Below are 13,684 nucleotides of genomic sequence, written 5' to 3' on the forward strand. Positions count from 1 at the left end.
CATCCCCGACGCGGGCTAGCCGGTCCGGCAGTCGAGGCTGCGGAGATCGACGGCGTCGGCCATCGCCCGCATGCCCTTGTCGTTGGGGTGCAGATGGTCGCCACCGTCGAAGGCGGGCAGGATCCGCTCGGGGTCGTAGGGGCTGCGCAGGACGCGGTCGAAGTCGGTGACGGCGTCGAACGCGCCGCTGTCGCGGACGAAGGCGTTGACCTTCCGCCGTACCGCCTCCCCGGCCGGGTCCCACTCCTGCCAGCCCTTGTAGGGGGTGATCGTGGCGCCGACGACGCACTTGCCGGCCGCGTGCGCCCGGTCGATCAGCGTGCGGTAGCCGGCGATCAGCTCGTCGGCCGTGGCGCCCGGTTCGGCCTTGATGTCGTTGACGCCCTGGAAGAGGAACACCGTCCGCACCCCGGGCAGCGAGAGCGCGTCCCGGCGCAGGCGGTTCAGGGCGCTCTGCCCCGGGACGTCGGTGAGGACCCGGTTGCCGGCGATGCCTCCGTTGGCCACGCCTTCGACCTTGCCGGTGGCGGACCGGGCCAGCCGGCGGGCGAGGTAGTCGGGCCAGCGGCGGTTGCGGTCGGTCGTGGACTGCCAGCCGTCGGTGATGGAGTCACCGAGCGCGGCGACGGCGCCCGTCCCCTCGCGGGGCCGTACGGTGACGGCGTCGAGGTAGAACCAGGATCCGGTCCGCTGCTTCCAGTTCGCCGCGCTCTCCTCGGCGGTGTGGTCGCCCTCGGTGGTGTACGACGTCTGCATCGCCATCCAGTGCCCGGTGAGCGTGCCGCCCGCCCGGGCGACGTACAGGCTGACGGCGAGGGTGCTCGCGGCGGGGACGCGGCCGGGCAGCGGGTCGCTGTAGACGATGCCGCCGGCCGGGACGGTGACGGTGCGCGCGCCGCCGAAGGTCAGGCGCCGGTTGCTGCCGGGGACGAGCGCGGCCCCGTCCCGTTGCAGTCCGGCGTGGACGTTGCCGAACGTCACGGGCTGGTTGCCGAAGGCGTTGGACAGCCGCACCCGCAGGCCGCTGCCGCCGACGCTGGTGCGCACCAGCAGCCGGTAGCCGCGGCCGTCGGCCGCCTCGCCGATGCGGTCGGCGGACGAGGCCCAGGTGACCACGCCGTACTCCGCTCCCGTCGGGGCACCGGGCGGCGGGGACGGCTCGTCCCCCTGGGGTGTCGCGCCGGTCCCGCAGCCCAGTGCGACGCACGAGGAGAGGGCGGCCAGGGCGGCGCGGCAGCGGGGGCGTGCGGGGCGGTGCATCGTCGGCGCTCCTTCGGCCGGTCGGTCGCGTGCGGGCGGTGTCATGGCGCGAGGTTCCGCTCACGGAGCCGCCGGGCGCGAGACGGATCCTGGGGGCCGCCCCGGCGTAGGACACGGTAGTGGTGCGGCCGCCGACGCTGCGCGGGGTGGCGGCCCCGGTGGGCACCGACGGGGGCCTGCCACCACAACCGGTGGCGTGCCCCGCCGGTGGCGGCGGCGCCCGGTGGGGCGGGAGCCGTGGGCGGGCAGGGTCTGGGTGCTGCGGTCCTTGCAGGTCCCGGGACAAGGCCTGGGGCCCACCCCCGGTGGCAGTCGCATTGCCCTGGTTCGGGCGGGAACTCCCGTACACGCGTCGGCCGTTGTCCGGGCATCCGCCGCCATACCGGCGCGGACAGGGCGGAACGACAGGGCGGCGCGATGGGCGAGTTGGTTCCCGGGGGCAATCTGCCGTTGCCGGGCGGTGCGGTGAGCGTCCGGGTGCCCGGGCCGTTCGACGTGTCGGCGCTCGTCACGGACGACGGCGGAAAGGTCCGGGGCGACGAAGACTTCGTCTTCTACAACCAGCCGGCCGCGCCGGGCGCCCGGCTGCGGGGCGACACGCTCACCGTGGACCCGCCGAGGCTGCGTCCGGGCGCCACCCGGGTCACCGTCGCCGTCAGCCCCGCCGACCCCGGGACCCCCCTCGGCCGCCTGCCCTCCCCCACGCTCCACGTCACCGACGCGGCCGGCCGGCCGCTCGCCCGGTTCGCCCCGCCGCGGCCGGAGCGGGAGACGGTGCTGCTGCTCGCCGAGTTCTACCGGCGCGGCGACCGCTGGAAGCTGCGGGCCCTGGGTCAGGGGTACGCGGACGGACTGGCGGGACTGGCGCGGGATTTCGGCGTCGAGGTCGTGGACGACCCGCCGGCGCCCGGGCAGGCGCCCCCGGACGACGGCTTCCTCGGCCTGGTCAACTCCGCGCGGGCGGCGGCCGGTTCACCGCCGGTCTCCCTCGACGCCCGCCTGGTGTCCGCGGCGCGGGAGCACGCCGCCGCCATGGCCGCCGCCGGGCGGCTCGGTGTCGAGAGCAGCGACGGCGTCTCCGTGTACCAGCGGGTCACCGGCGCCGGGTACGCGTACCTCACGGTCGGCGAGCACCTGGTGTCCGGCCCGCGCAGCACCGCCGAGTTCGTCGCGTACTGCCTGCGCGCGGACTCCCCCCGCCGCACCGTGCACGACCCGGCGTTCACGCACGCGGGGCTGGCCGGCCTCCACGACGGCCCCTCCGGCGACACGTACTGGACGGCACTGTGGGCCCGGCCCCTCACGCCCGCCGGGCTGGCCGACACGGCGGCCGCCGTCACCGACCTCACCAACCGCGAGCGCGCCCGGGCCGGCCTGCCGCCCCTGGCCGTCGACCCGCTGCTCACCGCGGCGGCGCAGGCGCACAGCGCGGACATGGTGGCCCGCGCCTTCTACTCGCACACCGCGCCCGACGGCAGCCGGCCCTGGGACCGGGCCGCCGCCGCGGGGTCCACCCGGCGTTCCATCGGCGAGAACATAGCCTGCGGCCAGCGCTCCCCCGCCGACGTGGTGGAGGGCTGGATGAACAGCCCCGGCCACCGGGCCAACATCCTGAAACCCGGCTTCACGCACATCGGGATCGGCTTCGCCGGCGGCGGCCGGGCGGGCACCTACTGGACGCAGCTCTTCGGCGGTTGAGGCCGCGTCACCGGGCCGTACGGTCCGTCACTCCCCCAGCGGTCCGTCAACTGCCGCAGCGGTCCGTCCTCTCCCCGGCGCCCCGTCCACTCCCCGGCGATCACCGCGATCTTGGCGGAGGGAGAGCCTCCGGGCGAGGATGCCGGTATGAAGGGTGACCTCTTTTCCAGCGAGCACATGGTGCAGCCCGCCGTCGCACCGGGCATGGCCGTCGAGAACGCCAAGTGCATCCGTTACACGGTGAACGGCGAGATGCTCGCACGCCAGGGCGCGATGATCGCCTACCGCGGCAGCCTCCAGTTCGAACGCAAGGGCCAGGGCGTGGGCGGCATGCTCAAGCGCGCGGTCACCGGGGAGGGACTGCCCCTGATGGCGGTGCGCGGGCAGGGCGAGGCCTGGTTCGCCCACGAGGCGCAGAACTGCTTCATCATCGATGTCGAACCCGGTGACGAGTTCACCGTCAACGGCCGCAACGTCCTGTGCTTCGACGCCACGCTGGCGTACCGCATCGCGACCGTGAAGGGCGCCGGCATCACCGGCGGCGGCCTGTTCAACAGCGTCTTCACCGGGCACGGCAGGCTGGGCCTGGTGTGCGAGGGCAATCCGCTGGTCATCCCGGTCTCGCCGCAGTACCCGGTGTACGTCGACACCGACGCGATCGTCGGCTGGACCGCGGGTCTGCAGACCTCCCTGCACCGCTCCCAGTCCCTCGGCTCCATGCTGCGCGGCGGCTCCGGCGAGGCGGTGCAGCTGATGCTCCAGGGCGAGGGGTACGCCGTCGTACGGCCCAGCGAGGCGACCCCGCAGAAGCCCGGTCAGCACTGAGACGCCCGTGCGGCGCCGCTGAGCCCTCGTCAGGTGATCTGCGCCTCACAGGCAACCCGGTCCGTTCCGCCGGCGTCTTGATCGGCAACAGGTGAGGCCCTGGCCCTCGTGGCCAGGGCCGGTTTCCACTCTTCTATACACACCATGTATACGCCCTGTGTAGAGATGTTGTGTATACGGACCGAAAGGCATCGATGTACGGGAAGGCATTCGCCCCGGAGTACCAGGGCGCGCTCACCACCCTGTCCGTCAACTCCTCCCTCACCGACGTCCTGGCCGCCGGCACCGAGCAGTTGGAGGCGGCCGAGCGTGCCGGACGGCCCGCGGAGGCGGCGCGTTCCGGACTCGCGGTGGCCGAGGCGCACCGCCGGCTGGGCCGGGTCGAGGAGGCGGACCGGGCCTGGAAGGCGAGTTACCGCGCCGCCCGCCGGGCCGGGGACGTCGCGGCGATGGCCTGGGCGCTGTGGAGCGGCGGCACGCTGGCCCGGCAGCGCGGCGCGTTCCGGCTGGCCCGCCGGCTGCTGCAGCTCGCGGCGGACCTGGGCGAGCGCGGCGGGGACGTCGTCGTACGCGGGTACTCGCTCGCGGGGCTGGCCGAGACCGGCCGCATCCAGGGCGACTACGAGGCGGTCGGCCGGCTGCACGAGCAGTTGCTCGCCGAGGCCCGGCGGCGCGGGGAGGCGCGGCACACGGTGTGGGCGCTGGAGGGCATCGCGCAGATGCACCGGAACACCGGGAAGTACGACACCGCCTACGCCCTGTTCGAGGAGGCCGCCGAGATCGCCGCGCGCGCCGACGACCGGCGGGGTCACGCCTGGGCGTTGCGCGGTCTGGCCGATGTGGTGTCGGTGCGCGACGGGGACACCGAACGGGCCCTGGAGCTGCTGAGCGAGGCGGAGACGACGTGCCGCGCGATGCGGCTGTCCAGCGCGCTGGCCTACAACCACAAGATGCGCGGCAACGTGCTGTACCGGGCCGGGCGTTACGCCGAGGCCCGGGCGTGGTACGAGCAGGCGCTCGCGGAGTTCCGCGAGATGAGCGAGCCGCGCGGGGAGGCGCTGTCCCGGCTGGGCCTGGCCAAGGCCCGGGCCCGGCTGGGCCGCGACCGGGCCGAGACGGCGGCCGAACTGGCCGACCTCACCGGCCTACTGGAACGCATCGGCCTCCAGCACGCCCGGGAGATGGCGGCCCGGGCCCACGAGGAACTCGGCATACCGGCCACCACGCGGACGACGGAGGCGGCACGGTGACGGCGCTGCCGAAAACGGCAGGGCCGGTGCGGCGGGACACGGCGGCGGCCGGTGCGGGAGTGCAGGCGGCAGGGCAGGACGCTGCACAGGCGGCCCCCGCAGCCGCGCGGCCGGCACGGCCGGGCACCACCGGCGGACCCGCCACCGCGCAACGACCACACCCCAACGCGCCCGGCGGGCCGACGCCCGCGCGCAGCGCACGCCAGGGCGCGGCGACGGCGGCGCGCTCCCTCCCGCCCGCCGCGCCGCACGGCGACCGGCCCGGTCCCGCTGCCGACTCCGCAGACGCCTCCCAGGTCCTCGACCGCTGCCGCGCGCTCGTCCGCCCCGCTCTCGTCGAAGCCGTCGGGCAGTTGCACCCCTGGGTCGCCGAGATGGCCGCCTACTCCTTCGGCTGGTGTGAGGTCGGTGGGGCCCCGGCCGTCGCCCCGGGCGGCAAGGGCGTGCGGCAGGCGCTCGCGGTGCTGGGTGCCGAGGCGGCCGGGGCGCCCGGGCGGGACGGGGTGGCCGCGGCCGTCGCGGTGGAGCTGGTGCACACCTTCTCCCTGCTGCACGACGACATCATGGACGGCGACGCGGCCCGGCGCCGACGCCCCACCGTGTGGAAGGCCTACGGCACCGGCCCCGCCGTCCTCGCCGGTGACGCCCTGTTCGCCCTGGCCGTCGGGACGCTCGCCGCGCAGCCGGGCGGTGCCGCCGCCGTGCGGACGCTGTCCGGGGCGCTGGGCGACCTGGTACGTGGCCAGGCGGACGACCTGCTGTTCGCCGACCGCCCCTGGACGGGACCGCAGCGGGTGCGGCCGGAGGAGTACCGGGTGATGGCCGAGCACAAGACGGGCGCGCTGCTGGGCTGCGCGGCCGCGCTGGGTGCCGTGCTTGGCGGTGCCGCGCCCGGGACGGCCACCGCACTCGACCGGGCGGGCCGGCATCTCGGTGTCGCCTTCCAGATCGTCGACGACGTGCTGGGCATCTGGGGCGACCCGGAGGTCACCGGCAAGCCGGTCCACGGCGATCTGCGGGAGCGGAAGAAGACGTTCCCGGTGCTGGTGGCGCTCGGCTCCCCGCAGGGCGACCGGATCGCCGCGCTCCTGCAGGCCGGTGACGATCCGGGGCAGGCGGCCGCGCTGATCGAGGAGGCGGGCGGTCGGGCGGCGGCCCTGACGGAGGCCCGGCGGCACCTCGCCACCGTCGAGACGGCGCTCGGCGGCGTACCGCTGGCGGCGGGGGCAGCCGACGACCTGCGGTCCCTGCTGGCCTACCTGGCGCTGCGCGACGCCTGAGGCCGGGGCGCGGGCCCGCCGCCGCCCTGACCGGGTGCGTTGACCTGGGGCCCCTCCGCGGGTCAGGGTGCGTCACGGCGCGTTCCGCGACCCGCGCCGGAAGGACTGCTGCCGTGATCGGCGTCTCGGAGATCGAAGCCGCGGCCGAGCGGATCGCCGCGCACGTCGTGCGCACCCCGACCGTGGACAGCCCGGGGCTGTCGGCGCTGCTCGGTGTCCCGGCCACCGTGAAGCTGGAAGTGCTGCAGCGCACCGGCTCGTTCAAGGCGCGCGGGGCGGCGGCGAAGCTGCTGTCGCTGGGCGAGGCCGAGCGGGCCGCCGGAGTCGTGGCGGTCAGCGGCGGCAACCACGGGATCGCCCTCGCGGTCATGGCCGCCGCCCTCGGCGTGCGGGCGACGGTGGTGATGCCCCGGTCGGCGCCCGCCCGGGCCGTGGAGATCGCGGAGTCGTCCGGGGCCTCGGTGCGGCTGACCGACGACATGGCCGGGGCCTTCGCGCTGATGACGCGGCTGCAGCGGGAAGGGCTGACCCTGGTCCATCCCTTCGACGACCCGGTGGTGATCGCCGGGCAGGGCACGGTCGGGCTGGCGTTCGCCGAGGACGCCGGGGACCTCACCGACGTGCTCGTCAGCATCGGGGGCGGCGCCCTGATCTCCGGTGTCGCCACCGCGCTGCGGGCGCGCCGGCCGGGCGTGCGGGTGTGGGGTGTGGAGACCGAGGGCGCGCAGGCCATGTCCGAGGCGCTGGCGGCGGGCGGCCCCCGACCGGTCGCCCTGTCGTCGATCGTCTCCACGCTCAGCGCCCCGGAGGTGTCGCAACTGACGTACGACCATGTCTCCGCGCTGGTCACCGACGTGCTCGTGGTCCCGGACCGGGAGGCCGTGCAGGGGTCGCTGGACCTGGCCGACCACGCCAAGGTGTGGGCCGAACCGGCCGCCGGGTGTCTGCTGCCCGCCGCCCGGCGGGTCCTGGAGCGGGTCGGTGACGGGGCCCGGCTCGGGCTGGTGGTGTGCGGGGGCAACGCCAGCACCGGTGACGTGATCGCCTGGTCGCACCGGTTCGGTCTGCGCTGAGGATCCGGCCGCCCTCCGGAAACCGTCGCCGGAAATTCTCCGGAGGGCTGTCGAGTTCAGCGGTCGGACACCTTCGCATTTACCGCCGGTTACCACCTGGCCGGCCGGGGATTTACGATTCCACGGGCTCGCGGCGGCCGAATTCTCCTCGCCCCTGACGGCCCGCATGGCCGAGGTGAGCCGCCCCCGGACCCGCGAAAGACCGTTTTTCTTCGCACACTTGCTCCCATCTTTTGAATAAAAGACAAGACTGACGGCGGAGTTGCGATCCGATTGAACGCGGGCGGCCCCACTCCCCGTACCTCTGGAAAAGGTGAGAGCCAGGTTTCCAGCGAGGGATGGCCATGGGCAGGGCGCACGTCTCCACACACCAGTTGGTCGCCGGGCGGTACCGGCTGCTCGAGATCATCCAGCGCGAGACCAACCGCATCTGCTGGTACGCCGAGGACATCGGCGCCGGCGACATCTCGCGCCCGTGTCTCGTCACCCAGATCGGGCTCCCGGACGACCCGGTCGAGACCGAGCGCCGGACCGCCGCCCGCCTGCTGCGCACGTCCGAGTCCATGGCGCTGCTGTGCCCCGGCCGCATCGCCACCGTCGTGGACGCCGTCGAGGAGGCGGGCACCCTGTGGACCGTCAACGAGTGGATCGACGGCACGCCGCTCGGCGAACTCCTTTCGGAGCAGGGCACGTTCAACTACGTGCGGGCCGCGCGCGTCGGGCTGGAGCTGCTCGACGTGCTGGACGCGGCGCACGCCGAGGGCATCACGCACGGCGAGCTCAGCCCCGGCCAGGTGTTCGTGCGCGAGGACCACTCCATCGTCGTCACCGGCTTCGGCCTGGCCGGCGCGACCCTCGCACCGCGCCTGACGGCCCCCGCGTACGCCTCCCCGGAACAGGCCCGCGACGAGCGCATCGGACCCGCGGCGGACCTGTGGGCGCTGGGCGCGATCCTCTACACGACGGTCGAAGGGCGCCCGCCCTTCCGTGACCGGGGGCGCCCGGAGAACACCCTGAAGGGCGTGGACCGGCTGCCGCTGCGCACGCCGATGCGCGCCGGGCCGCTGGCGCCGGTCGTGCAGGGGCTGCTCCGCAAGGACTCGCGGGAGCGGCTCACCCGCCCGGTGGTCCGGGAGGCGCTGACCCGCGCGCTCAGCGAGGAACCCGAAGCGGGCCTGGGCTCGGTGCCCGCCCCGCGGCTGCGCGGCGCGTACGCCGCCGGGCGGCCGGGGAGCCCGGCCTGGAGCAGACGGACCGTGGTGGCCGGGACCGCCCTGGCCGTCGTCACCGTCGCGGTCGCCGTGCTCGCCGCGACCCAGGGGCTGCCCGGCGGCGACTCGGGCAGCGACGCGGCAGAGTCCCCGGCCCGGCCGCCGGCCTCCGCCGCGTCGCCGGGCGAGAGCACCGGCGGCGACGGCGACAGCCCCGAGCCGTCGGCGACCCCCAGCCCGACAGGTCCCCCCTCCCCCTCCCCTTCCGTCACGAGCACCCCTCCGTCCCCCACGGCGACGCCGTCCGCCCCGGCCACGGCCCTGCCGCCCGGCTTCCAGCGCTACCACGCGCCGGAGGGCTTCTCCGTGGCGCTCCCCGAGGGCTGGAAGCGGCTGGACACCGACCGCCAGGGCGACCTGGCGTACCGGATCGTCTTCGGTGCCGACGGCGACGACCGCGCCCTGGCCGTCACCTACAGCGAACGCGTGGGCCCGGACCCCGTCGCCGTGTGGCGGGACGACGTCGAACCGCACCTGAAGCGGTACGGCGGCTACGAGCGGATCGGCGAGATCCGCGCGACGACGTACCAGGGCCGCGAGGCCGCCGACATGGAGTGGACGGCGCGGGCCGACGGCACCCGCGTGCACACCTTCGGCCGGGGCTTCCTGCTGGGCGGGGGCCGGAGCTTCTCGCTGCGCTGGACCACCCCGGACGCCGACTGGGATGACGAGGTGAACCGGGCGGCGCTGCGCACGTTCCTGAAGACGTTCCGGCCGGGCTCAGACTGAGCCGCGCGGCACTCGCTGGTCGGTGAGTCCGCGGCCGTGGAGCGGCTGGGTGCGCCAGTGCGCCGTGAGCGTCCGGTCCGCGAGCGAGCAGGTCAGCGCCAGCCGGTGCGGGGTCTCCAGGAACGCCACCTCCACGGCGAGCGTGCCGGCGTCGGTCCAGCCGCCGCTGACGGCGGTCGGCAGGGGCTCCTCGGCCACCGTCCAGCCCGGCGGGCCGCCGAGCCGCAGGTCCAGCCGGCCCTCGCGTCCTTCCTCGGTGAGGGTCAGCGTCCAGCCGTCCGCGTCCTGTGCGAGCCCGGCCGCCCGCACCGGACCGGGCCCGCCGGACGGCGTGAACTCGGCGGCGGCCCACTCCTCGGCCCGCTCCGGCGGTGCGGGCCTGCCCGGGGCGGGCGGCAGCGCGAGCCGGTCGAGGCGCTCCCGCAGCTCGGCGTCGGCGGCCTCCCGGCCGGGCAGCGGCTCGGGCCCGAAGGCGGGCAGCAGGTGCTTCCAGACCAGGTTCAGGTACTCCTGCATGCGCTCGGTCTCCGCGGTGGCCGCGATCACCGCGTCCTGCTCGGGCAGCACCAGGCAGAACTGGCCGTACGCGCCGTCGCCCCGGTAGCCGTGCCGGGAGATCCAGAACTGGTGGCCGTAGCCCTGGTTCCAGTCGTCCCATCCCCCGTCTCCCATGGCACCGGCGGTCGGTATGTGCGGGCGTGAGGCGCGGGCCGCCCACCCCTGCGGCAGCAGCCGCTCGCCTTCCCAGACCCCGTCGGACAGGTACAGCTGGCCGAGGCGGGCGACGGCGTCGGTCGGGGCGTACAGGCCGCTGAAGCCGAGCTCGCGGCCGGTATGGTCGTGCCGCCAGACCACCTCCCCGATGCCGAGCGGGTCCAGCAGCCGGGGCCGCAGGTACTCGCTGAGCGGCAGGCCGGCCACGCGCTGCACGATCGCGCCGAGGGTGTACGTGGTGGGCTGGTTGTAGGCGAAGACCGTGCCCGGGTCACGGTCGGGCGGCAGCAGCAGGAACCCGCGGACGGGCTCCGCGGGGTCGCGCGCGTACGCCTCCTCGACGGTCTCCCGCTCGTGGCCGCTCGCCATGGACGCCACGTGCCGCACGAGCATGGCCCGGCTGCGCGGGTCGGTGATGTCTGCCTCGAACTCCGGGAAGTACGAGAGCACCGGCGCGTCGAAGTCGAGCAGTCCCTCGGCCTCGGCCAGCGCGGCGGCGGTGCCGGTGAAGCTCTTGCTGAGCGAGTACAGCAGCTGGGGGCGGCCGGGGGTGTACGGCGCCCACCAGCCGGAGGCGACCAGCCGGCCGTGCCGCACGATCATCAGGCTGTGCGGCTCGATCCCGGGGGCGGCTTCGAGGGCGTCGAGGAAGGCGAGGACGCCGGACGCGTCGACGCCCTGGGCGGCGGGGTCGGAGGGTGAGAGCACGGTCATGCCGGCATCCTGCCTCGCCGGCGGACCTTGATCGAGCCGTTTTCCCGCCCGATGTCAGGGGACTCGGCGGTTATGGTGCAAATCGGATACACGATGATGACCGAGCAGGCCGGCCCCCGCGAGCTCGTCGACCACGTGGTGCGGGCCGAGGAGGCGGGCTTCGACTTCTCGGTGACCTCCGACCACTACTTCCCGTGGCTGCGCTCGCAGGGCCATTCGCCGTACGCCTGGGCGGTGCTCGGCGCTGCCGCCCAGGCCACGTCGCGTATCCCGCTGATGACGTACGTGACGTGTCCGACGTTCCGCTACCACCCGGCGGTGGTGGCGCAGAAGGCGGCGACCGTGCAGTTGCTGTCCGAGGGCCGGTTCCGGCTGGGGCTGGGCTCGGGCGAGAACCTCAACGAGCACGTGGTGGGCGGCGGCTGGCCGTCCGTCGACGTCCGGCACGAGATGTTCGAGGAGGCCGTGGAGATCATCCGCGCCCTCTTCAAGGGCGGTCACGTCAACCACCGCGGCACGCACTTCGACGTGGAGTCGGCCCGGTTGTGGGACCTGCCGGAGGAGGCCCCGCCCATCGGCATCGCCGTCTCCGGCGAGCGGTCCTGCGAACTCGCGGGCCGGCTCGGCGACCTGGTGATCGCGACCGAGCCCAAGGCGGGCCTGCTGGAGGCGTTCGACCGGCACGGCGGCGCGGGCAAGCCCCGCGTGGGCCAGCTGCCCGTGTGCTACGACCCCGACCGGGACACGGCCATCAAGCGGGCGCACTCCCAGTTCCGCTGGTTCGGCAGCGGTTGGAAGGTCAACTCGGAGCTGCCGCACCCGGACTCCTTCGAGGCGGCGACCCAGTTCGTCACACAGGACGACGTCGCCGACTCCATCCCGTGCGGCGACGACCCGGACGCGTTCGTGGAGGCCGTACGCCCCTACGCCGAGGCCGGCTTCACCGAGATCGCCCTGGTCCAGATCGGCGGCGAGTCCCAGCCGGCGTATCTGGACTGGTCGGAGAAGACCCTGCTGCCCGCCCTGCGCGACGCGTTCGGCTGAGGTCCTCCGCGAGCGCCTCCACGACCTGACCGACCAGAAGAGCCCTCCGGCCCGGGGGGCTCTTCTTCACGAGCGCGCTGACCCGCTGCGCCTCCTCGGTGCTGGGCAGGGCCCCGGCCAGGAGGAGGGGCAGCAGCAGGCGCCGGACGAGCAGTTCGCTCTCGGAGGTGACCTGCGGCCGGCGCACCACCGAGACGTTCACGCGGACCGCGTGCTCGTTGCCCGGCGGGACGCCCGGCCGGTCCGTCTCGATCGCGGCGTAGCGGAAACCGTGCGCCTGGTCGCAGGGCGGGCAGCCGGCCGGGCCGCGGGCGAGCCGGTCGCCGCAGCCGGGGCACGTGAGCCGGTCGAGGGCGGCGTCCACCACCCGCCAGTCGTGCCGGTCGGGTTCGGCCGCGACCATCTCGGCCAGCGCCGTCTCCTGCTCCGCGTCGGTGACGTCCCACCCTCGCAGGAAGGCGGCCCACGCCTCCTCCACGATGCCGTCGACGAGTGCGCGGCACGCATCGCAGCCGGGGGCACCGCCGTATTCGTACCCGCCGCACTCCGCGCAGCGGCGCGGCACGGCGCCGATCTCAGGTCGCACCATGCCGGGCATCCTCGCGCAGGCGAGCCGCGTGGGGGAACGGATTAAACAGGGCGGCACCCCCACCGGCGGTGAACGGCGAGGTCAGCGGGTGCCGGTAGGCTGCCGTGCGCACTTCGCGCAGTTCCGATCAGCCCCCCCCAGGAGAGTCGTCCGTGACCATAGCCCTCACCCCGCCCGAGTCGTCCGCCGTGTCCCCGGATCCCGCGTCCACGGCGCCCGTGTCCGACCTCGTCGCGCGGGACGCGCGGGAGTTCGGGGCGTACGCCCGGACCGGCGGGTGGGCCTTCGGGCTGAAGGTCGCGCGCAGCGTGCGGCCCGGCGGGCAGGGCGCGGACGAGACGCCGAAGGTGTCCGCGAAGGAGTTCGCCGAGCTCGCCAGCTGCTCCCCGGAGCGGGTCATGCGCTACTACAAGGCGTGGGACCGGGCGGCCGACGACGGCATGGTCCCGCACTTCGAGGCCCTGACCCCGGGTCAGGAGGTCGAACTGCCGGACGCCGACGTGTGGCTGAGCTACTACGTCTCCCGCACCAGCGCCGCGTCGGAGCGCGGCACCGCCATCGCCGAGGCCGCCGAGGCGGAGGGCATCCGGCCCACCAAGGCGCTGGAGGTCGCGGAGAACCCCACCGCCCTGCGGGCCGCGATCCTCGCCGACCCCTCCACCGCCCGCGCGGCCCGCCAGGCCCTGCTGGACCGGGTCCGCGAGGACCCCGGCCTCCAGTCGGAGCTGGCGCGCGACGTCGTGCGCACCGACGAACTGAAGAAGGCCGTCGCCGGGGAGAGCAGGGCCGCCGACCGCATCGGCTACGTGCGCCAGATCGCGGAGTCGGGGCAGATCAGGACGCCTGCCGGGCAGACCGTCGAGGCGCCCGCCGACCTCCGCCAGGAGGCCGAGCGGCACCTGTCCCTCCTCGACGAACTGGACGAGGGCGAGGACGCCGGCGAGTGGGCCGCCGAGGCGTACGACACCATGAAGTCCCTGGTCGTGGAGGCCGTGGAGGCCGACCCGGGGCTGCGCGTGCAGGAGCGGCGCACGAAGTTCTACAGCAGTCTGCAGAAGGCGACCAAGGTGTTCGAGGAGCTGACCTTCGACGACGTCCCGGAGTTCTTCGAGGACGACATGGTCACGCAGTTGGAGGAGCTCCAGCGGGCCGTGGCCGTGTGCATCGAGTCGCTGCGCGGAGCCCGCGGGAATCACCCGGAGGGCTGAGCATCTTGTGCGGATGGGGGGTACTAGAG

11 protein-coding genes are annotated in these 13,684 nt (G+C 74.8%); 8 read left to right on the forward strand and 3 right to left on the reverse strand.

Translation table 11 applies throughout. From position 1 onward, the window contains the following. Positions 1-15 precede the first annotated feature (15 nt). The gene (locus C1703_RS01050) at positions 16-1,260 is read right to left on the reverse strand and encodes an SGNH/GDSL hydrolase family protein (protein ID WP_114250078.1); all 1,245 of its coding nucleotides are present in this window, start codon (positions 1,258-1,260) and stop codon (positions 16-18) included. Positions 1,261-1,677: 417 nt separating this feature from the next. Here C1703_RS01050 and C1703_RS01055 point away from each other — a divergent pair, with 417 nt between their 5' ends. From C1703_RS01055 to C1703_RS01080, 6 genes are all read left to right on the forward strand, one after another. Further along, complete coding sequence (locus tag C1703_RS01055) at positions 1,678-2,958, forward strand: CAP domain-containing protein (protein WP_114250079.1); 1,281 nt, start codon at positions 1,678-1,680, stop codon at positions 2,956-2,958. Positions 2,959-3,105: 147 nt separating this feature from the next. After that, positions 3,106-3,783 (forward strand): AIM24 family protein, encoded by a 678-nt coding sequence (locus C1703_RS01060; RefSeq protein ID WP_114250080.1) that lies wholly within the window; start codon positions 3,106-3,108, stop codon positions 3,781-3,783. A 194-nt stretch (positions 3,784-3,977) separates the two neighbouring features. Continuing rightward, complete coding sequence (locus C1703_RS01065; protein ID WP_114250081.1) at positions 3,978-5,033, forward strand: tetratricopeptide repeat protein; 1,056 nt, start codon at positions 3,978-3,980, stop codon at positions 5,031-5,033. Continuing rightward, a complete protein-coding gene (locus C1703_RS01070; RefSeq protein WP_232840370.1) occupies positions 5,030-6,313 on the forward strand; it encodes a polyprenyl synthetase family protein in 1,284 nt (427 codons plus the stop codon). The genes C1703_RS01065 and C1703_RS01070 overlap by 4 nt, the downstream gene beginning before the upstream one ends. Before the next feature lie 113 nt (positions 6,314-6,426). After that, entirely contained in the window at positions 6,427-7,386 is a 960-nt protein-coding gene (locus tag C1703_RS01075) for a threonine/serine dehydratase (protein WP_114250083.1), read from the forward strand. A 344-nt stretch (positions 7,387-7,730) separates the two neighbouring features. Beyond that, positions 7,731-9,386: a serine/threonine-protein kinase gene (locus tag C1703_RS01080; RefSeq protein ID WP_114257229.1), complete on the forward strand. Its 1,656-nt coding sequence runs from the start codon at positions 7,731-7,733 to the stop codon at positions 9,384-9,386. Here the strand turns inward: C1703_RS01080 and C1703_RS01085 are convergent. Next, entirely contained in the window at positions 9,378-10,814 is a 1,437-nt protein-coding gene (locus C1703_RS01085) for a serine hydrolase domain-containing protein (RefSeq protein WP_114250084.1), read from the reverse strand. The genes C1703_RS01080 and C1703_RS01085 overlap by 9 nt on opposite strands. Before the next feature lie 72 nt (positions 10,815-10,886). Here C1703_RS01085 and C1703_RS01090 point away from each other — a divergent pair, with 72 nt between their 5' ends. Continuing rightward, positions 10,887-11,858, forward strand: a complete 972-nt coding sequence (locus tag C1703_RS01090; RefSeq protein ID WP_114250085.1) for an LLM class F420-dependent oxidoreductase — start codon at positions 10,887-10,889, stop codon at positions 11,856-11,858. On the opposite strand, the gene C1703_RS01095 is transcribed toward C1703_RS01090, so the two are convergent. Continuing rightward, positions 11,755-12,447, reverse strand: coding sequence for a hypothetical protein (locus C1703_RS01095; RefSeq protein WP_114250086.1), 693 nt, complete (start codon positions 12,445-12,447; stop codon positions 11,755-11,757). The two genes, C1703_RS01090 and C1703_RS01095, sit on opposite strands and share 104 nt — an antisense overlap. Before the next feature lie 152 nt (positions 12,448-12,599). Between C1703_RS01095 and C1703_RS01100 the strand changes: the two genes are divergently transcribed. Beyond that, a complete protein-coding gene (locus C1703_RS01100; RefSeq protein ID WP_114250087.1) occupies positions 12,600-13,655 on the forward strand; it encodes a hypothetical protein in 1,056 nt (351 codons plus the stop codon). Positions 13,656-13,684 lie beyond the last annotated feature (29 nt).

Origin of the sequence: Streptomyces sp. Go-475 (assembly GCF_003330845.1) — a bacterium.
Classification (GTDB): Bacteria; Actinomycetota; Actinomycetes; order Streptomycetales; family Streptomycetaceae; genus Streptomyces.

Excerpts from the sequence above, each read along its gene's own strand:
- C1703_RS01050 (WP_114250078.1), bottom strand. The coding sequence starts at position 1,260 with ATGCACCGCCCCGCACGCCCCCGCTGCCGCGCCGCCCTGGCCGCCCTC.
- C1703_RS01055 (WP_114250079.1), top strand. The coding sequence starts at position 1,678 with ATGGGCGAGTTGGTTCCCGGGGGCAATCTGCCGTTGCCGGGCGGTGCG.
- C1703_RS01060 (WP_114250080.1), top strand. The coding sequence starts at position 3,106 with ATGAAGGGTGACCTCTTTTCCAGCGAGCACATGGTGCAGCCCGCCGTC.
- C1703_RS01065 (WP_114250081.1), top strand. The coding sequence starts at position 3,978 with ATGTACGGGAAGGCATTCGCCCCGGAGTACCAGGGCGCGCTCACCACC.
- C1703_RS01080 (WP_114257229.1), top strand. The coding sequence starts at position 7,731 with ATGGGCAGGGCGCACGTCTCCACACACCAGTTGGTCGCCGGGCGGTAC.
- C1703_RS01085 (WP_114250084.1), bottom strand. The coding sequence starts at position 10,814 with ATGACCGTGCTCTCACCCTCCGACCCCGCCGCCCAGGGCGTCGACGCG.
- C1703_RS01090 (WP_114250085.1), top strand. The coding sequence starts at position 10,887 with ATGGTGCAAATCGGATACACGATGATGACCGAGCAGGCCGGCCCCCGC.
- C1703_RS01095 (WP_114250086.1), bottom strand. The coding sequence starts at position 12,447 with ATGGTGCGACCTGAGATCGGCGCCGTGCCGCGCCGCTGCGCGGAGTGC.